This window comes from Bradyrhizobium sp. 44 (genome assembly GCF_023073095.1).
In the GTDB taxonomy this organism is placed as follows: domain Bacteria; phylum Pseudomonadota; class Alphaproteobacteria; order Rhizobiales; family Xanthobacteraceae; genus Bradyrhizobium.
In genome coordinates this window covers 165,280-185,265 of sequence record NZ_JADPIY010000033.1, presented here as the reverse complement: position 1 = coordinate 185,265, position 19,986 = coordinate 165,280, and the positions used below count along the sequence as shown (strand labels likewise).

Below are 19,986 nucleotides of genomic sequence, written 5' to 3'. Positions count from 1 at the left end.
TGGCAAAACAAGAGCATACACAGGTGGATCGACCCTGATTAGCCCGGGAAATCACGGCCATTGTGCATCGCGATGCGTGTGCTGCCGCAACATTCACGCGGCCATGATGACGCCGCAAATGGCTACCGAAGATTGCACATGCCGTGATGACAAGCCGAACCTGCAGCGATAGCCTGCCGGCAAAACAAAACACACGGGAGGAAATGCCATGCCTGATGCAATGGTTGCTGCGCGTGCCTCTGACGCGGGGCACGGAACCAGCCAGCAGGTCGATGTTGCCGTGGTCGGTGCCGGATTTGCCGGCCTCTATCTTCTGCATCGGCTGCGCAAGGCCGGCCTGACGGCGGTCGGCCTCGAAGAAGCCGGCGACGTCGGCGGCACCTGGTACTGGAACCGATATCCCGGTGCGCGCTGCGATATCCAGACCATCGATTACAGCTACACCTTCGATCCGGACCTCGAGACCGCCTGGACCTGGTCGGAGAAATACGCGACCCAGCCCGAGATCCTGCGCTATCTGGGCTTCGTCGCCGACCGTTACGATCTCAGGCGTGACATTCGCTTCAAGACCAAGGTCACGGAAGCGAAATGGGACGAGGCCACCGGACGCTGGCAGCTCACCACCGACAATGGCGCGCCGGTCTCCTGCCGCCATTACATTATGGCCACCGGCTGCCTCTCGGCGCCGAAGCCGCCGGAGATCGACGGCGTCAAGGACTTCAAGGGCGAGGTTTATTTCACCGGACGCTGGCCGCATGACGGCGTCAATCTCGCCGGAAAACGCGTCGCGGTGATCGGCACGGGATCGTCGGCCATTCAGTCGATCCCGCTGATCGCACAACAGGCCGCACATCTGACCGTGTTCCAGCGTACGCCGAACTTCGCGCTGCCGGCGCATAACGGCCCAGCGCCTTCCGATCGCATGAGCCTGCTGCAAGGCGATCGCGCGGCCTATCGCGAGCAGGCGCGCCAGTCGATGGCCGGCGTACCCTATCCGCAGCAGACGGTCGTGAGCTGGCAATTAAGCGATGCCGAGCGTCGTGAGCGGTTCGAACGCGCGTGGGCGGCCGGCGACCTCGTCCACATCCTGACCCAGCTCTGGGCCGACCAGGCGGTGGACATCGACGGCAACAAGATCGTCCAGGACCTGATCCGCGAGAAGATCCGCGCTGCCGTCAAAGACCCCGAGACCGCCGCGGCGCTGATGCCGGACGATCATCCGTTCGGCGCCAAGCGGCCCTGCCTCGATACCAACTATTACGCGACCTACAACCGGCCGAACGTCACGCTGGTCAATCTGCGTCAGGAGCCGATCAAGGCGATCACCGCAAGCGGCATCACGACGTCCAAGCGCAGCGTTGATGTCGACGTCATCGTGTTCGCGACCGGCTTCGACGCCATGACCGGCGCGATCCGCGCCGTGCATCCGATCACCGGACGTGGCGGCAAGTCGCTCACCGATGTCTGGGCGCAGGGGCCGCAGACCTATCTCGGGCTCACCGTCGAAGGCTTTCCGAACTTCTTCATGATCACCGGGCCCGGCAGCCCGTCGGTGCTGTCGAACATGGCGGTGTCGATCGAGCAGCATGTCGACTGGGTCGTCGATCGGCTCAAGGCGTTGCGCGACGCCGGGTTCACCACGATCGAGCCGACGGAGTCGGCGCAGGCCGGCTGGAACAGGCACATGGCCGATTGCTCGATGGTGACGCTGCACCGGCTCGCCAACACCTGGTACACGGGCGCCAACGTGCCCGGCAAGGTGCAGGGCCTGATGCCTTATACCGGCGGCGTCGGTCCCTATCGCAGCATCTGCGACGAGGTGGTCAGCCGCGGCATGCTCGGCTTCAAGCTGACCGGTCCCAACGTTGCCGCGCAATGCAATGACGGCGAGGTGGTGCGCCTGCAGCCCGATGTGCGGCTGGTGCTTAACCTGCTTGCCTCGCTCAACCTGCCGCCGATCGAGTCGATGGGCGCGCAAGGCGCCTGCGCCTTCGTCAATGAGTTCAACAAGGGCCGTCCCGCTGGACGGCCGATCGGCGAGATCGTCGACGGCACGCTGCCCGGCGCCGACGGTCCCTTGCCTTATCGGGTCTACAAACCGGCAACATCAGGGCCGCATCCGGTCGTGGTCTATTTCCACGGCGGCGGCTGGGTGCTCGGCGACGAGCAGTCGGACGAGCCGTTCTGCCGCGACATGGTGCGGCGGACCGGCATGATGCTCGTCAGCGTCGGCTATCGTCATGCGCCCGAGCATCGTTTCCCGACTGCGGCCGAAGACGGCTATGCGGCGACGCGCTGGATCGCCGAGCACGCCGCCGAGCTCGGCGGCAGGCCGGGCCCGGTGCTGGTCGCGGGCTGGAGTGCCGGCGGCAACATCGCCGCCGTCACCTGCCAGCTTGCACGCGATCGCGGCGGGCCGGAGATCGCGGGCCAGCTCCTGATCTGCCCGGTCACCGACTGCACTTTCGACCGCCCCTCCTACAACGACAATGCGACCGGCTATTTCCTGACCCGTTCGCTGATGTACTGGTTCTGGGACCTGTATTGCTCGCCGGCCGACCGCACCGATCCGCGCGCCTCGCCGCTCCGCGGCAAGGTCGCAGGCCTGCCGCCGGCCTTCGTCGTCACCTGCGAATTCGATCCGCTGCGTGACGAAGGCATCGCCTATGCCGAGGCAATGGCGGCCGCCGGTGTCCCGGTCGAGCAACTCAAGGCCCGCGGTCATTTCCACTCGTCCTTCACGATGGTGGACGTGATCATCACCGGCGCGCCGGGCCGGGTGCAGATGGCCGAGGCCTTGCGGCGCTTCGCAGGGTTGCCACCGGAGGTCAGCCGCGGCGACGATCGCAGTCAGGTTCATACCAGCCCGGGACATAAGATCGCGGCGGCCGCGAGCTGAAAGCGAATATCGGCCGGGAACAATTTCTCGGTCATCGCGTTTGGTGCTGTGGCATTGAGATGCAGTAATGGGTGTGGGCCCCGGTACGCACGATCGTGTGCCGGGGTTCTTTTTGCGTGAGGCGGAACGATGGGGGACGTGGTTGGGGATTCAAAGGTCGATTTTGGTGTCCTTGCGGTGCTGCATAAATGGCCATCGCTTGCGAACCAGCGACGGACGGACCGAGCGTCCTACCAGGTGATCGAAGGCACGCTAGACGAATGCATCTCGGCGTTCATGGCGAAGCCGGCGGCGACCAGGCATCTCTATGAGATCCGCACCATCGCGCAGCCGCCGCTGGTCACGGACATCCTCTCGCCTGAGCACATCACCGAGCTGGCGCGGCCGCGCGAATTTCTCTGATCCTCGCAGAAGCACCGGCTGAGCGCAGGAACCTTCTACCGGTCTTTCCCGTTGATGGGGATCGGAAGCGAAGGCGTGAGTGCCTCAGATGCTTGAAGCCGGCGTGCCAGCCCCTGTCGTGCCCTATGGCGCAGACCAGACCCTGTTCGTGGTGATCGATCGCCTCGACAAGGCGACCGAAATCCGTGTCGAGCGAAGCGATCTCGACGCCACGATTGGCGAGCTCGTCGCCGGCTGCTTCAACGACCCCGTCAAGGTCATCTCGTTCAACACGCTCGAGCACTGGATGAAGGACATCTCGACCGACGTCGCCGGTGAGATCCGGGCGCGCTGCGACATTGATGGCATGACGCTGCCCGACTATCTCAGCGACTTCGTCGAGAGCCACAGCTGAGCGCGCGTTGGATGATGAAAATCAGGCGCGCCGGTACTTGCCGGCGATGACCTCGATCTCGCGGCGGCGTTCGTCCGCGAAGGTCAGGAGCTTTTCGATCGTCAATGTATCCGTGATCCGTTTGGCCAGCCGCTCGGCGCGTGCGGCCTGATCTTCGAGATACTGGATCGTGGTCAAACGCCGCCTCCCAAGAGCTTCAATCTGGAGTCCCGAATGATTGGGTATCCATGGTGGCTGGAGGCGGCTAACAGCCGGTTAAGCACAGCGCTTCGGATCGATGTCACTGCAAATTATTGCACCACGTCGAGCCTGACATTGGTGACACCCTTGTCGACCATGCCGAGCGCCTCCGCCGCGGAGGGCGAGATGTCGACCACGCGTCCGCGAACATACGGCCCGCGATCGTTGATCCTGACGGTCACGAAGCGGCCGGATGAAACGTCAGTGACGCGCAGCTTTGTGCCGAACGGCAGGCTGGGATGGGCCGCGGTCAATTCGTTCTTGTCGAACCGCTCGCCGCTTGCCGTCTCCGTGTCCGAATAGAAGCTGGCGACGCCATGCGAGACGCTTTGCTTTGCATCACCGTCGGGGACGCGCGCCCGGCTGATCGGACGCAGATGCAGCGCCGCCACCCTGTGCGGTCGTTCGACAGCGGCTTGGCGGTGGGTGCCGAGATCGGCCTTCTGACGGCCGACGGGCGATTGCGCACACGCCGCAAGCGACGCCGCGCCGATGATGGCGAGCAGCAACCGGCACAGGCTTGCCGGCGAAATCCGGGCAGTTTCGGCACGTGCAAATCGAGACATGATGCGCCCTCCGAACGACCCCGAGTTTCGGTGGGCAATGAGGGCAGAACCTTGTCGGAACGGAAGCGCGCCTGCGGCCGCAGCCGTTTCAGGTTTAGCTGTGGCGATTCCACCACACTGGCTTGTCCTGAATCGAGACAGACTCCTGGGTTAAGCTCGATACGATGCGCCAGATCGGGTGCGTCTCCGGAGGAACCTCGCCAGGCTCGGCGTCGCCCTTCAAGAGCCGTGCGAGCTCGCGCCGATAGAGCCGCCGCCAGCCGGTTTTCAGGCCGGCGAGAAAGTCGAGCTCCCGTTGTGTCAGCGTGCACATCATGAACCCGATCCGGTTGCGAGAGCCCGTCGTCAGCCGACGAGGCCTCCCATCGGTTTGACGTCGGCGCTGCCTGGGAAGACGGCTTCTGCGAGCACCTTCTCCTCGACACGCAGATGATCCCTCAGCAGGCCCTTCAACACTGCGCGCAAATCCGTGGTCGGCTTGAGATCGCGATCCTCGAAGAGTTGCGCCGGCTTCAGACCCGGCCAGTCCGCGATCACGCGGCCGCCGGTAAGCCCGCCACCGATCAGGAAGGCGACCGTGCCCGTGCCGTGGTCGGTGCCCTGCGTCCCGTTGATGCGCGCGGTTCGCCCGAACTCGGTGACAACCGCGACGACGGTCTCGCGCCACGCCTCGCCCATGTTGCTCTCGATCGCGGCAAAGGCGCCGTCGAGCGCGCCCAGCAGATTGTAAAGCTGGCCCGAGGCCGCGCCCTCGGCGATGTGCGTGTCCCAGCCGACGAAGCCCATCGCGCCGACACGCGGACCGTCGGGCTTTGCGAGATAGCGCGCGGCGGTGCCGGCTGCTTCGGCGAAATAGGCGCGGACGCGCGCGATGCCGGGCGGCGCCAAGGTTGGATCGTCGGACATCGGATCGCCCGCGCCCGATGCGCCGCCGAGCGACGCGAGCCTCATGCGGGCCTGGAGCACGGTCGCAAGCTTCGGATCGGTGTGCTGGTAGAGATCGAGCAAACGGCTCTGCGTGTCCTCGCTCGCCGGCAACAATCTCTGCGGCACCCATGTCATCACAGGCGCCGAACCGCGCACCACCAGCGGCGTCACAGAGCCAATGCCGAGCGCGCGGCTGCCGCGCGGGTCGACACGCCCGCCGGATTCCAGCGCGAGCAGCGCGCGGTTGAGCCATCCCGAGCTTGTCATGCCTGGCTTGACGAGCCCACTCTCCAGCACGTCCTGGCCGTCGAAATGCGAACGCTCGCGATAGGGCGTCGCGGTGGCATGGACGATCGCAGCCTTGCCGCTTTTGTAGAGCCGATGCAGGTTCGGCATCGCCGGATTGAGCGCGAAGAAGGCATCGAGCGGCAGCGCGGGCGGCTTGCCGTCCAGCACCAGCGCGCGATCGCCGCGCAAGGAGATCCAGTCGGGATCGCCCACCGGGGCAACCGCGCCAAGGCCGTCGAGCGCGCCGCGCAGCACGATGACCAGCAGGCGCGGATCGCGCCCTTCGGCGCGCGCGATCCGCGGCATCTGGCTCCACGCGAACAGCGCGCCGGACCCGACCAGAAGCTCGCGCCGCGTGGGCAAATGATTGACGACGCCCATGCTCACCTCCTCTGAAAATCCGCCGACATGAACAAGAGCGCCAACGCCTGCTGCCGGCTCTCGGCGCGGCCGACCGCCTGCTTCACCTCGGCTGATATCTCGGAGGCGAAGACGTCCTCGATGATCACTTGCGGATCGGCCGTGGCCGCGATGCGTTCGGCGAAATTGTTGGCGATGTCGAGCCGCCGGCCAATGCCGTCGATCCAGCTTGCCTCGTCCTCCGGATAACCCTTGGGCGCCGATGGCCGCCACAGCCCTTCACCGAGCAGCTCCTGGCCGCCGGTGAAGCGGACGGGATCGACGGTCGTGATGCCGGTCGCGCGCACCATGCCGACGCCCCACTCGCTGGGACGCTTGAGTTTCGACGGCGGCCCGCGCCACGCCTCGTCCGACGACACCATCGCGATCGCGACCTGCTTGAGATCGCCCTCGGTGTCGCGAAACATCTTCGCCATCTGCTCGATCAGCACAGGCGGCGGCTCGTCGGCCACGAAATGTCGTGCGAGCTTGGTCGCGACATGGGTCGCGGTCGCCGGACGCGCGGCGAGATCGCGCAGCACCGCGCGGCCCTGCTCAACGTCCTCCTGCTCGTAGCGCTTGCCGAGCACGGTCTGTCCGCCGGGCTCGTGCAGCCGCGGATTGAAGGTGAATTCGCCGCCGTGCTCGGGATTGTCGCCGGGCGGCACCAGCGTCCATCCCGTCAACACATTGGCGAAGCTGATGACGTCGTCCTGGGTGTAGCCGGCGCGCACGCCGAGCGTATGCAGCTCCATGATCTCGCGCGCGATGTTCTCGTTGAGGCCGCGGCTGCGGTTGATGCCGGCGATCGAGTTCGCGCCCATCGAGCCGAGATTGTCGAGATAGAACAGCATCGCCGGATGGCCCTCGACGGCCAACAGGAGATCGACGAAGCGGCCGAGCGTATTGGCGCGAACGGCTTCGCGCTCATAGGCGCCGGACATGCTCTGGATCTTGTTGGCTGAGATGCAGAAATGGTTCGACCAGAACCACACCAGCCGCTCGGCAAAGCCGATGTCGGCGGCAAGCGCAGCTTCCGTACGCAGCTTGGCTTCCTGCAAATAGATCGGACGCCCGGGATCGGGCACGGCCTCGGCCGCCTGCTTGGCCGCCATCTCGGCGGCGTCCTTGTCCGCTCCCTGCCCTTGCATCTGGTCTTCTGACATGGTCGGCGTCGCCGCCACCTGCTGCTTTTTAGCTTGCTGCTGGGCCTGCTTGGCGCGCGCGGCGCGCCGCGCATTGGCATCGGCCACGGTGCGATAGGCCTTTGCGCTGGAGGGAAGGCTCGCGGCGGCGTTCAGGACGAGCGGGCGGTCGAGCTCGGCTATCAGCGCGCCGCGCGGGTCGGTTCCGAGAGCCGCAATCGATCCCGGACGCGGCCCCATCCCGAAGCGATGAAGCGCCAGCACGGCCTCGGCCTTTGCAGAACTGCTCATGGCGAATGCCCAATCCTTTCGAGCCTGCCGACGACTTCGGCGCGAAGCTACGAAGCGTAATGCTACATACCGTAGCATTCACGACAAAGACCGGCAAGCGGAGATTGAGAGAGCGCCGTCAACAACTCGGGAGCCGCCGGTCCTGCAGATCAGCGGCGGCGATTCTTCTAGAAATTGGGCCCGAGCGCGATCTTCGTGATCGTGCCGTTTCTGACGCCGATGCGCCATTCCGCGGAACCGTTGGCGAACTGGGCGACATAGATGTCGCTGTCGAGCGCGGTGACGCCGCGGAAGGAGACCGCACGCAACGCACCCAGCCGCGTTAGAATCGCCTGATCGAACGGAAGCTGCGCGCGTGTGATGTCGGCCACTTCCGACGTCATGCGCTCGTAGTCCGGCTGTCCCTTGCCGACTCCCTCGATGTAGCGACGCAGCATCTCCTCACCATTGGCGATCGGAACGGCGCGCCGTGCCGCGCGACTCGGACGCGCGCCGAGGTTCGAAGCCTCGACATTGTGGAAGCGCGTTTGCCGGCCCGGCACCAGGATCTCCATGCACCGTCCCGACTTGTCGGCAATCACCCACGGATTGTTCACGGTGGTGGTGGAGGCCCAGGTCATGTTGGGCCTGACGGCGCTCTGCGTCCTCCGATTGCCGTCGGCATCGAGATTGAAGACCTGGATGTCGTCGCCCATCTCGTTATAGACCATGATCCTGATCGGCGAGGTGCCGGCGCGACCGCGCACGTTCGCCTCCTCAGAGCAAGGCACGATGCCACCGAGCTCGTCGTTGCCGTCGGCTCTGAAGATGACATCGCCGGCCTTGCCGTCGGGCTCGAGCAGCAGGCGGAATTCGGCCGTACCGTTCTCGAACTTCGCGCCGTAGATGTCGTAGCCGCCGGGTCCGACGCCGCGGAAGAAGATCGATTCCAGCCCGCCGAGCGCAACGAACGTCGCGTGCATTTCATTGAGCTGGCGGTGGAGCTTGGCGGCGAGCGGCGCGCTCATGCGGTCGTAGTTCGGCGTGCCGGCGCGCAGATCCTCGATCCCGCGCACGATCATCTCCTTGCCGCCGACGGCCGGGACCTGCTCCCTGAAGCGATCGGGGACTTCGGCAAGGCGGCGCGCGAAATCCGCTTCGACCGCCTGAGCCACCGCCGCATCGACGCGGGCCGCAAGACGGGCGCCGAAAACCGCACCTTGTAGCAACACGCGCGAGACCCTCGACTGCTCGTCGCGCAGGAAGATGACGAGATGGTCGCCGCGGAAGGAGAAGGCATCAGTGCCCTCGGCAAGGATTTGCGTCGTGCCCTGCCCGGTTTCCTGCAACCAGAGACGGTCGCCATCGCGGCGCACGGTGAGCACGCGGTTCGGCGCAATCCTGTACCAGCCGACATATTGATCGAGCGAGGCAGGTTCAGTCGTCGGCGCCGGCATCTCGGCGACACGCACCGCGCGCACGTCGCGGCCGTTGATCCGCAGCATCAGTTCGGAGGAGCGACGTTCCGCATCGAGCGGGAACGTGATCTCGCTCGACGAAGCCATGTAGGACGCGGTGCCGTCGCTGTCGACCGTCAGGCGCAGCCGGCGCTGCCCGGTGAGCTGGCCGAAGAGATCGTCACCTTCGCGGAAGATGGCGAACACCGACGCCGAACCCATGACGTAGAAATTGACGAAGGGGCGGTAATGCTGGGCCGGCACCTCGCCGCTATCCGCGGCGAGCGGCGCAGGCTCCGGGGTACGATAGGCGATCATGCCGGCGGACACGATCACGGCCGGGACGATCGCGGCCGCGATCCACGCTCGCTTGCGCCAGCCGACCGCGACGGGCATCGCGGCAGTCGCGATGATGCGCTCGACGCGGGCGCGCACGGTCGAGGCCCGCGCCATCGCGAGCTCGAGCGGCCGCGGGTTTACCGTGCTTGCGAAATCAAGCAGGATTTCCGCATAGGACAGCCGGTCGTCGATCACCTCGATGGCCTCGGCGTCGCTGATGATCTCGGCAAGTTCGGCAAGACGCGCGAGCTGCCACCAGGCGAACGGGCTGAACCAGAACACCGCGCGATTGAGAGAGGCGAGCAGGAGGATATAGAAATCGCGGTTGGCGACATGCGCGCCCTCATGCGCGAGCACCGCGAGCCGCTTCTTGGCGTCCCAGCCGGCAAATTGCGGCGGCACCAGAATGGTCGAGCCAAACGTGACGGGACCGCCGACGTCGCGACTGACGCGCACATCGGCGTCGACCAGGTGCGGACCATTGATCGGCCTTGCCGCGCGCGCGAGGCGCCAGGTCAGATAGAGGCCGATGGCCAGCCGCAGTAGCAACAGGCTGGCGACGGCGACATGGACGATTGTGGCGACAAGCCACCAATTGATCGAGACGCCGCTCTGCGCCGGGGAAGCAATCGCCGCGCCGGGCGCGATCGGCTGCATGGGCTGCGGCATCTCGAACATCGAGATGTCAGCCGGCAGGACATCATCCGGCACCGATACCGGCAATGGCAGCCGGGTGATCGTGACCGTCGGCCAATGCATCACCACGGGCATCGCCAGCGATGCCAGCAGCACGACGACCCACGCTGTCATGTGAGCGTGCGGATTGCGCACGCGAAACAGGTTGAGGCCGAACCAGACGACGCCTCCCAGCACAAGGGAGCGCAGCGCCGCCTCCGCCAGAGTTGCGATCATTCTTTCTTCACTCCCCTCGCCTTCTTCGCCTTGGCGACCTGGTCGGCCAGTGTGCGCAGCTGCTGCTGGTCGAGCATCGCATTGTCGACCATGCCGACGAGGACCTCCTCCATCGAGCCATTGCAGAACCAGTCGACGATGCGCTGCACCGCCTTGGCCGCAACCCGCGCGCGCGCTTCGGCTGCGTGGTAGACATAGGTGCGTCCGTCCACCGTGTGCCGAGCATAGCCCTTTTCTTCCAGCCGGCGCAGCACCGTGCGCACGGTGGATTCCTTCAGCCGACGCGACAGCTTTTCGCGCACAATTTCGGCCGTGACAGGACCATGGGCCCAAACCAGTTGCATGACCTCGTGCTCGAGGTCGCCCAGGTCGGGCAAACGATCGTCCATGGCGGCTTACCTTGGTTTTCGAATTTTCTTGTAGCGCTACAGAGCGTCGCATATACCGCCGCGCCGCGCAACGGGGTTTCTACCTGAAATGGTATCGGATGCTGACCGAACGGGGCTTGCTTTAGGCGGTCGTCATGCCCGGGCTTGTCCCGGGCATGACGATGCGGAGGCTTCAGTACTTCGGCTCGTACATCTGGGACTGAACCAATCCCTTCACGTCGTTGGGCGCGGGTCCGTCCGCGAGTCCGCGCTGATAGGCGACATCGGCAACGGCGGCAGCGATGCGGACCGAGACCTCGCGGATGCGCGGCAGCGCCGGGTAGAGGCTGCCTTGCGCAAGATCGTCCTTGCCGACGCAATCGGCCAGCGTATGGGCGGCCGCCATGAACATCTCGTCCGTCACCAGCCGCGAGCGGCTGGCGATGACGCCGAGGCCGACGCCCGGGAAGATGTAGGAGTTGTTGCCCTGGCGCGGCACGAAGGTGCGGCCGTTCAGCTTCACAGGATCATACGGGCTGCCGCAGGCAAACAGCGCGCGGCCCCCGGTGTAGCGGTAGGCGTCCTCCGCCGAACATTCGGCCTTCGAGGTCGGGTTGGAGAGCGCGAACACGATCGGCTGTTCGTTGAGCTCGGCCATCGCCTTGAGCACCTCGGGCGTGAAGGCGCCGCCGACCGCGGCAACGCCGATGATCGCCGTCGGCTTCAGCGTCCTGATCGCGGTCAGGAAGTCGGCGATCGGCGCCTGGTCGGCATGGGCATAACGGAGCTTGTGACCGGACAGGCCTTCACGGCCGCCAACGACCAGGCCGCGGGAATCCACCAGCCAGTTGCGGCGGAGCGCTTCGGCCTCGGAGGCGCCCTCCGCCATCATGGCGGATGTCACGAGATCGGCGATGCCGGTCGCGGCCTCGCCCGCGCCGAGGAACAGGATGCGCTGATCCTTCAGCTTGCCGCCGTTGACGCGCAAGGCCGAGAACAGGCCGGCGAGCGCAACCGCGGCCGTGCCCTGGATGTCGTCGTTGAAGACGCAGGCCTCATCGCGGTATTTGTGCAGCAGCTTGAACGCCGAGTGGTTGGCGAAATCCTCGAACTGGATCAGCACTCCCGGAAAGGTCTTGCGCGCGGCGACCATGAACTCGTCGACGAAGCTGTCATAGGCCTCGCCCGTGAGCCGCCGCTCGCGCAAGCCGAGATAATACGGGTCTTTCAGGAGCTCTTCGTTGTTGGTGCCGACGTCGAGCACGATCGGCAGACACGTTTCGGGATGCACGCCGGCGCAGGCCGAATAGAGCGAGAGCTTTCCGACCGGAATGCCCATGCCGTTGGCGCCGAGATCGCCGAGGCCCAGGATGCGCTCGCCATCGGTGACGACGATCAGCTTGGCCGGATAGGGCCAGTTCTTCAGGATCTCGGCGATCTGGCCGCGATCGCGCGAGGAGATGAACATGCCGCGCGGGCGCTGGAAGATCAGGCCGTATTTCTGGCAGGCGAGTCCGACCGTCGGCGTGTAGATGATCGGCTGGATCTCGTCGATATTGTCGACGACGACACGGAAGAACAGCGCCTCGTTGCGGTCATGCAGCGCATTCAGCGCGACGTATTTTTCGAGATCGGTCGGCAGCGTGCGCAGATTGACGAGCACCCGCTCGACCTGGGTCTCCATCGTCAGCACGCAAGGCGGAAGCAAGCCGCGCAGGCCGAGGTCGTCGCGCTCTTGCGCGGTGAAGGCGGTGCCCTTGTTGAGCAGGGGATCGCGCAGCAGCGCCATGCCGTGCACGGAATCGGACGATGTCGAATGGGCGCTGACCCGAGCAGGTCTATTCACGAATTCCCCCAGGGAGTTTCTTATTGAAGGGCGAGCATTGTCGGCCAGCACTCACCTGAGATCAAGGACGCAGAAAACTGCGGCAAGCATTGTGATCCCGCACCGCAGCGAGGTTTTGGTGACAGACCGCTCGTCGTGCGCACGAAAAAGGTTAACGCCGCGAGGCTCTCGCCCCTCATGGTGAGGAGCGCGGAACGCGCGTCTCCGGACGATGCTTTGCATCGCCGGGCGAATCATGCAGGCCCTGCTCTCCGCGGCGCATCCTTCGAGACGCCCGCTCCGCGGGCTCCTCAGGATGAGTCAGTGGTATGGGCGACAGCGTTACTCAGCCTTGATGTCGGCGGCCTTCACGATCGGCCACCATTTCTCGGTTTCGGCCTTCTGGAAGGCTCCAAGCGCTGCGGGTGTTTGCTGATCGGGCGGAGGAATCTCCTGTCCCAATTCGCCAAACCGCTGCTTGACGGAAGCGTCGGCAAGCACGGTGACGATGGCCGCGTTGAGCTTCGTGACGATCTCCTTCGGCGTATTTCTCGGCGCCCAGATGCCGTGCCAGTAGGAGATGTAGAGACCGGGCAGCCCCGCCTCGTCGACGGTCGGGATATCGGGCGCGGAGGCGAGCCGCGTCGGCGACGTCACCGCGAACGCCTTGATCGCACCGTTCTTGTAATGCGGCAGCGAGTTCGAGGCCTGATCGAACATGATGTCGATCTGCCCGGCCACGAGGTCGATCATGGCGGGCCCCGCGCCGCGATAGGGCACGAACTGGAAGTCGGTGCCGGTTCTCTCCTTGAAGAAGACACCGGCGACGTGGGCACCTGTGCCCGCACCGGCCGTGCCGGCAGTCACCTTGCCGGGGTTGGCCTTCAGCCACGCGATCATCTCTTTCAGAGTGTTGGCCTCGAGCGACTTCCGGCCGACGATGAGCTGCGTGCCCATCGCGATCGTCGCGACCGGCTCGAAATCGGCGATCACGTCATAGGGTAGCTTGAAGATCGCGCCGTTGAGCACATGCGTGCCCCAATGACCGATCGTGATCGTGGTACCATCAGGCGTTGCGCGCGCGACCCGGGCGCCGGCGATGCTGCCGGAGGCGCCCGCTACGTTCTCGACCACGATCGTCGCGTGCAATTCGGCGGCGACGCGTTCGGACAGGATGCGCGCCAGCGTATCGGTCGGACCGCCCGCCGCGAACGGCACCACGAGGGTGATCGGCCGCGACGGAAACGGCTGCGCGCTCGCAGGAGCGGTCCACGCCGCACATCCGAACAACGCACAAATGACGATCACATGACCGCGCAGTCCAGCCCACCGCCCCTGCATTCCATCCACCCTTTTTTGCCGCCCGCATGTCGTCAGCGGGCTGGGGCGAAGTGAACGCTGCCGGTTCGACCAAGGCAAGCGGTAAGTTTACCGCGCCACTATCCTGCGGCTCGACGCGGCGTCAGATGAGCGGCGTTGTCAGCCGGCGGCGCGATGTGCATCAGGATGGTCTGGGTGGCCGATGCGACCTCGATGCCGTTGTGCTGGAAGCGCTGCTTCATGCGACGGTTGAATTCGCGCTGCACCGGCCAGCGGCCGGCCTCGGTGCAGCGGATCTGGCCGACGATCGACACCATGGCGCCGTCGACCTTGTCGATGCCCCAGAGCTCGAGATCGCCGCGGATCAGGCTGCGGAATTCCACCTCGCGGCGCATCTCGTCGACGATGTCTTTGAGGATCTGGCCGGCGCGGTCGGTGTCTTCCTTGTAGGCGACGTTGACGCTGACGGACGCATTGCCGGCGCCACGGCTGGCATTGGTGATGGTGGTGACCGCGCTGAACGGCACGATGTGAACGGCACCGTCGCCGGCCCGCAGCCTGATCGTGCGGATCGAGACGTTCTCGACCACGCCCGATAGCCCGGACACGCTGACGCTGTCGCCGACCTGGACGGTGTTCTCCAGCAGCAGGAACAGCCCGGTGATGAGATCCTGCACCAGCTTCTGCGAGCCGAAGCCGATGGCGATGCCGACGATGCCGGCGCCCGCCAGCAGCGGCGCGACGTTGACGCCGATCTCGCTGAGCGCCGTGAGGCCGACGACGGTCGCGATCACGCACAGCAACGCCGTGCGCAGCATCGGCTGAAAGGTCCGCAGCCGCGCGGCGCGGGCATAGTGCCCGTCGCGCGACAGCGTATTGATCTGGCGGTCCAGCAGCGCGTTGCTGGCTTCCCAGATCGCAGCTGCGATGAACACGGCAAGTCCGATCGTCACCACCGCCGAGATCAGCCGGCTGCCGATCTGGCCGCCATAGAACCAGACGATGGCGTCGACGCCCCAGACTTCGAGCACGGCCACCAGGCCGATGAAGGCGATCACGCCGGATACGATCTTGCGCAGCAGCGGCAGGTAGCGGTTGGCGCGGATCTCGAGGCCCGGAAACCGCTGGAGGATTTCCGGCTTGATGCGGAAGCCGCGGTCGATCAGGCCCAGCGTCAGCATGATGGCGACACGCGTGATCAGCGCCACCGCGATGGTGCCGACGAAATATTGCAGCAGCAACGAATAGCCATTGCGGATGTTCAGCGCCCACACCGCCCACAGCGCGAGGTCGAGCGCGATGGCGAGATAGTGCCAGCCGCCCGCGATGCGGTTGCGCAGTCGCGCCGCGAGCCCCTGCCGGTCGGCCGGCGCGCGGATGGCTTCGGCGACCTGGCGGCGGCATTGCAGGATGATGACGACGATGAAGAGATGCACGACCAGCATCACCATGCGCAAGAGCGCGGCATAGCCGGCGCGATGCAGGCCGAGCAGCAGCGCCACGTTGGCAAAGGCGATGCCGGAGACGCCGACACCGACGATGCGGCGCGCCCAGATCTCGATATAGGCGGCGGTTTCGGCCTTGACCGGAAACAAGCCGAACGGTCCCGCCAGCACACGGACCACACAGATGAGCCCGCGCGAGAACGCGTAGGCGTTGACGACGGCGAGGATCACGAGGCGGACGGTGGTGGGCTCGCCGATCTCGGTGCCGAGCAGCGCCGTGGCGACTCCGACAAAGACCAACACGGGTAGCAGCTCGAGCAGGAAGCGTCCCAGCACGAGCGGCAGCCGCAGCATGATTTGCCAGGCCCGCGCCAGGCTGTGGCGGCGCATTTGCAGTTCGGGCGCCGGGGTGACATCGGCGACCGATGACGGCGGATCGGCAATGGGCAACACCTGCACCGGCAGGCGCGCCGTTTGCGGCATGCGCCCTTCCAGGAACGCGACGGGGCGGCGGATCAGACGGAAGATCACCCATTCGGCGCAGAAGGCGCAGCCGAACACCAGCGCGAGCTTCCAACCAATCTCGATCAGGAGATTGTAGGCCGCGGGATCGTTCGCGGTCCGCACGATCCAGTAGTAGAACGCCGGGAAGTGCGTGAGCGTCCTGGCCATATCGGCGACGTCTCGCGAAATTTCGCCGATCTCCTCGGACACGGTGAGCATGAGCTGCGCACCAAGGCCGTCGGCCGCGAGCGGGATCGGCGATTTTGGCTCGGGCGCGGGCTGCTGTGGACCTGACGCATTCGCGATCACGCGCAGCGTGTCGATCATCTGCGCGCGCTTCTTGTCGTCCTGCAGCGTCTCCAGCGCGCGCTTGGCCTCGTCGGGCGACAACGCGGCAGCGCTATTGGCCGCCGGTGCGGGCGGCGCGGCGCGGGTGCTGGAGAGAGATGAGATCGCGATCAAGAGCGCGGCGAGAAGCGCGGAGGCAAGCTTATGCGACACGAGGGATTCCCTGGGAAAAATGAATGCGACGGCGACGTCGGGACCGTCACCGCCGAAGCACATGCATCATGTCGGATCGACGCTATTCGCCCGGGCGCTGTGTCGGAAGTTGGCCAATGAGGCGACATTCTCTTGGCATTTGCCGCGGTGCAGGAAACGGGAACCGCGGTCTCAAGGCGAGGGATGCGTATGCGGCAGCATTCAATGCAGATGGATGCAGTTAAGCCTCATCCTGAGGAGGCCGCGAAGCGGACGTCTCGAAGGACGAGGCGCTCGCTCGGGGGCCGCCGAGACGTCATCTGCGATCGCCCCGATATGCAATAGCCCTGCGTCATTCCGGGAGTCGGCCCGGAATGACGCGATGAGGAGGAGGAGAGAATCAGGATGTCAAAAGCGCGGCGGCCGCGTCACGGCCATCCGACATAATTCGCTGTGATGCAATCGATGTGCTGCAGAATACAGCGCCGGGCAGGTAGGGGCTATGCCACACTGATGCAGCCCTCTAAACCTTGGCCCGGCGTGCCGTTCGCGGTTTTCTGCCGCTATGCGATAGTCCGAACGAGCTCCATCGCACTTACCGCGGCTGGATCTGCGGAGGTGGTGTCATAGACCTCCCCTTGCTCTTGATGTGGACGTTGCGCGTCGCATGTTTGCGACCATTGCGATGGTCCTCCCGTGACGCAGGACTGTCAAGCAAGATCAATGGCGCACAAATCACATTTGATGGTGCGTTCCATCTCACTGCGACGGATTCGCTGCAGCGAAATACGAAAAGTGGGCGAGTTACGAGACTACCCTTCCCGTCAATGTGGAGCGCTTCTGCCGCTGGTGGGCGCGCGGGTCCTGAGGAATTTGGGATGATGACATCATGCCCCTGTTTTGCCCGACGGGTCAAACGATTTCGTTAAATCAGCAATGAATCCGCAAGCCTCGCGCTGACCTTCAAGTCATTGATTTCGTTATCCCCGGCTACTGTGCATGGGGTTGTTTTCGCGTTTTTTGCTTCTTGTCCGCCTTCTCCTCTTTCTCCAGCGCCTTGCGCACCTCGTCGAACTCGCCCAGCGAGGCCTTGTCGGCGCGGGGGAAGCGCAGATCGAGCTTTTCGAGCGCCGCGACGATGGCCGACCCGATCACGACGCGCGCGAACCATTTGTGGTCGGCCGGCACGACATACCACGGCGCATGAGGCGTTGCCGTGTGCCGGACGATGTCCTGATAGACCGCCTGGTAGCGCGGCCACAGCGCGCGTTCCTTGATGTCGTCCATGGAGAACTTCCACTGCTTGGACGGATCCTCCAGCCGGTCGAGGAAGCGCTCGCGCTGCTCGTCCTTGGACAGGTTGAGGAAGAATTTCAGCACCACGGTGCCGTTGCGCGAGAGATAGCGCTCCCACGCAGAGATGTCCTCGAATCGCTCTTTCCAGATGTTCTTGGTGAGGAGCTTTTGCGGCAGTTTCTCCTTGGCGAGGATCTCCGGGTGCACGCGCGTCACCAGGCATTCCTCGTAGTGGGAGCGGTTGAAGATGCCGATATGGCCCCGCTCCGGCAGCGCGACCGCGTGGCGCCAGAGGAAATCGTGGTCGAGTTCCTTGCTGCTCGGCGCCTTGAAGGCACTGACTGCGCAACCCTGCGGATTGATGCCCTCGAAGATCGCCTTGATCGCAGAATCCTTGCCGCCGGCGTCCATCGCCTGGAATACGATCAGCACCGACCAGCGGTCTTGGGCGTAAAGCTTCTCCTGAAACGCGATCAGCCGCTTCATGTTGGCGTCGAGAATGTCCTGCGCCTTCTCCTTGTCGAGGTCGCCCTTCTCGTCGGTCTTGTGGTCCTTGAGATGAAACTTGCCCGAACCATCGTAGCGGAATGGCGTGATGTAGCGGTCAAGCTCCTGGGCGAGCGATTTGGACGACTTCTTGCTCATGGGCGCGGGGCACCTTGCGTTGCGGCTTCAATCGATCGAGCAAGCTACCAAGGATGCCCTTCGGAAGGAATATGATGAAAAGCACGAGCAGCACGCCGTAGACGAGATTGTCCCAGCCGACCGCCTTGGTGCCAAAGCCGATGCGCAGGGTCTCGGCCAGCATAATCGTGATGACGGCGCCGAAGGTCGGGCCGAGCGAGACGAACAGGCCGCCGACGATGGCCGCGAACACCATCTGGAGCGACACCGCGATGCCGCTGACGGTGTCGGGCGTGATGAACATCTGGTACTGGCAGTAGATCGCGCCGGCGAGCGCCGTCATCAGCGCGCTGAGCAGTGTGATCTTCAGCTTCTCCGCGGTGACGTCGACGCCGGCGGCGGCCGCGGCGTCCTCGTCCTCCGAGATCGCCTCCAGCGCATAGCGGGCCATGCTGCGGTCGACCCCGTGCCAGACCACGATGCCGAACAGCCAGACCCCGAGCGCGATCAGGTACCAGGTGATCTTGTCGTCGAATTGCAGCGACCAGAGCTTGTTGCCCGCGGCCCGGTTCGGCGTGTAGCCGAGCGAGCCGCCGGTGTAGTCGCGTGTCGCCGTGATGACCTGGAGCACAATGCCGGAGAGCGCGAGCGTCACCAGCACGAAATAGTGCCCGGTGATGCGGAAGCGAAAACAGGGATAGCCGACGATCAGCGCCAGCGCGCCGGCCGCGACCATGCCGATGGGGATGCCGATCCAGGGCGACCATCCCAGGTGATTCCAGAGTAGCGCGGTAACATAGGCGCCTATTCCCATGAACCCGCCATGGCCGAGCGAGACGAGGCCGAACCGCCCCATCATCGACCAGGACGTATAGGCGAACGACCAGATCAGGATCAGCACCAGGATGTGCAGATGATAGGGATCGCGATAGACGAAAGGCAGCGCGACCAGCGCCGCCAATCCCACCGCCCAGGCAGCAAGCCGTCCCCGCCCCATCATCGGCGCCTCGCGAGCAGGCCCGCGGGCCGGATGAACATCATGACGATGAAGAAGGCGAAGGCGAGCACATAGCCCCATTCGAGATCGGAGAACAGGCCGCCGAGCGAGATGATCTCGGCGAACACGAAGGCGGCGATGAAGCCGCCGATGAAATTGCCGAGGCCCCCGAGCACGCAGATCAGGAACGTGATCGGTCCGAACGACAGGCCGACGAAGGGATGCACGTCATATTGCAGCACAAGGAGGCAGGCGGCGAGCCCGGCCAGCCCCCCGCCGATTGCCGAGGTGATGAGATAGATGCGCTTGGTATCGACGCCCATCAGCGCCATGATCTGCCGGTCCTGAGAGATCGCGCGGATCGCGGTGCCGGTGAAGGTCCGCGTCATGAACAGATAGACCGCGACCATGCCGACCAGCGCAGCCAGGAAGGACAGAAGTCGTGCGTAGCTGAAATTCATGTCGCCGAAGGCGAGCACCGGCAGGCGAATGCCGAGGTTGCGGAAGTCGATGCCGAAGGCGACGGTGGCAAAGCTCTGCAGTACGAACAGCACCCCGCCGGTCGCCAGCAACTGGTTGATCGGCGGCGCAGTGAGGAGCGGCGCGATCACGAGGTAATGCAGCGCCGCGCCGAGCACCGCGACCAGCAGGATGGTGAGCGGCGCGGCGAGGAAGTAACTGATGCCGTAATACTGCACCAGGAAGTACATGGCGTACATGCCGATCATCACCAGCTCGGCATAGCAGATCCAGGTCACGTCGATGACGCCGAAGATCAAATTGAGCCCGAGCGCGAGCAACGCCAGCACGCCGCCGAGCAGGATGCCGTTGATCACGGCCTCCAGCAGGTAGATGTCGAAAATGTCCAAAAATGCTTGCATGCCTGGAT

At 64.9% G+C, this 19,986-nt stretch carries 16 protein-coding genes; 3 read left to right on the top strand and 13 right to left on the bottom strand.

Annotated features, from left to right (window positions below):
- Positions 1-208: 208 nt before the first annotated feature.
- From IVB41_RS32220 to IVB41_RS32210, 3 genes are all read left to right on the top strand, one after another.
- Complete coding sequence (locus IVB41_RS32220; RefSeq protein ID WP_247438489.1) at positions 209-2,899, top strand: alpha/beta hydrolase fold domain-containing protein; 2,691 nt, start codon at positions 209-211, stop codon at positions 2,897-2,899.
- A 129-nt stretch (positions 2,900-3,028) separates the two neighbouring features.
- Positions 3,029-3,301, top strand: a complete 273-nt coding sequence (locus IVB41_RS32215; RefSeq protein ID WP_247438487.1) for a hypothetical protein — start codon at positions 3,029-3,031, stop codon at positions 3,299-3,301.
- Between the two features lie 88 nt (positions 3,302-3,389).
- On the top strand, positions 3,390-3,695 hold the full coding sequence (locus tag IVB41_RS32210; RefSeq protein WP_247358856.1) for a hypothetical protein: 306 nt from the start codon (positions 3,390-3,392) through the stop codon (positions 3,693-3,695).
- Between the two features lie 21 nt (positions 3,696-3,716).
- Here the strand turns inward: IVB41_RS32210 and IVB41_RS32205 are convergent, their stop codons facing one another.
- From IVB41_RS32205 to IVB41_RS32145, 13 genes are all read right to left on the bottom strand, one after another.
- Positions 3,717-3,872: a hypothetical protein gene (locus IVB41_RS32205; RefSeq protein ID WP_247288109.1), complete on the bottom strand. Its 156-nt coding sequence runs from the start codon at positions 3,870-3,872 to the stop codon at positions 3,717-3,719.
- Between the two features lie 113 nt (positions 3,873-3,985).
- Positions 3,986-4,501: a septal ring lytic transglycosylase RlpA family protein gene (locus tag IVB41_RS32200; protein WP_247438485.1), complete on the bottom strand. Its 516-nt coding sequence runs from the start codon at positions 4,499-4,501 to the stop codon at positions 3,986-3,988.
- A gap of 94 nt (positions 4,502-4,595) precedes the next feature.
- Positions 4,596-4,817, bottom strand: coding sequence for a hypothetical protein (locus IVB41_RS32195; protein ID WP_247438483.1), 222 nt, complete (start codon positions 4,815-4,817; stop codon positions 4,596-4,598).
- A gap of 29 nt (positions 4,818-4,846) precedes the next feature.
- A complete protein-coding gene (locus tag IVB41_RS32190) occupies positions 4,847-6,097 on the bottom strand; it encodes a DUF1501 domain-containing protein (RefSeq protein WP_247438481.1) in 1,251 nt (416 codons plus the stop codon).
- A gap of 2 nt (positions 6,098-6,099) precedes the next feature.
- Positions 6,100-7,551 carry a DUF1800 family protein gene (locus IVB41_RS32185; protein WP_247438479.1) on the bottom strand — a complete coding sequence of 484 codons (1,452 nt, stop codon included), beginning with the start codon at positions 7,549-7,551 and terminating at the stop codon, positions 6,100-6,102.
- A gap of 167 nt (positions 7,552-7,718) precedes the next feature.
- Positions 7,719-10,238 carry a M56 family metallopeptidase gene (locus tag IVB41_RS32180; protein ID WP_247438477.1) on the bottom strand — a complete coding sequence of 840 codons (2,520 nt, stop codon included), beginning with the start codon at positions 10,236-10,238 and terminating at the stop codon, positions 7,719-7,721.
- The gene (locus IVB41_RS32175; protein WP_027570822.1) at positions 10,235-10,627 is read right to left on the bottom strand and encodes a BlaI/MecI/CopY family transcriptional regulator; all 393 of its coding nucleotides are present in this window, start codon (positions 10,625-10,627) and stop codon (positions 10,235-10,237) included. Before IVB41_RS32175 ends, IVB41_RS32180 begins: the two co-directional genes overlap by 4 nt.
- Positions 10,628-10,799: 172 nt before the next feature.
- On the bottom strand, positions 10,800-12,452 hold the full coding sequence (locus IVB41_RS32170) for an NAD-dependent malic enzyme (RefSeq protein WP_346770879.1): 1,653 nt from the start codon (positions 12,450-12,452) through the stop codon (positions 10,800-10,802).
- 321 nt (positions 12,453-12,773) lie between these two features.
- Positions 12,774-13,772, bottom strand: a complete 999-nt coding sequence (locus IVB41_RS32165; RefSeq protein ID WP_247438474.1) for a tripartite tricarboxylate transporter substrate-binding protein — start codon at positions 13,770-13,772, stop codon at positions 12,774-12,776.
- A 98-nt stretch (positions 13,773-13,870) separates the two neighbouring features.
- Positions 13,871-16,201, bottom strand: a complete 2,331-nt coding sequence (locus tag IVB41_RS32160) for a mechanosensitive ion channel domain-containing protein (protein WP_247438472.1) — start codon at positions 16,199-16,201, stop codon at positions 13,871-13,873.
- Positions 16,202-17,170: 969 nt separating this feature from the next.
- Positions 17,171-18,121, bottom strand: coding sequence for a polyphosphate kinase 2 family protein (locus tag IVB41_RS32155; RefSeq protein ID WP_027570818.1), 951 nt, complete (start codon positions 18,119-18,121; stop codon positions 17,171-17,173).
- On the bottom strand, positions 18,081-19,100 hold the full coding sequence (locus IVB41_RS32150) for a branched-chain amino acid ABC transporter permease (protein ID WP_247438470.1): 1,020 nt from the start codon (positions 19,098-19,100) through the stop codon (positions 18,081-18,083). The genes IVB41_RS32155 and IVB41_RS32150 overlap by 41 nt, the downstream gene beginning before the upstream one ends.
- Positions 19,097-19,978: a branched-chain amino acid ABC transporter permease gene (locus IVB41_RS32145; RefSeq protein ID WP_007613294.1), complete on the bottom strand. Its 882-nt coding sequence runs from the start codon at positions 19,976-19,978 to the stop codon at positions 19,097-19,099. The genes IVB41_RS32150 and IVB41_RS32145 overlap by 4 nt, the downstream gene beginning before the upstream one ends.
- Between the last annotated feature and the right edge of the window lie 8 nt (positions 19,979-19,986).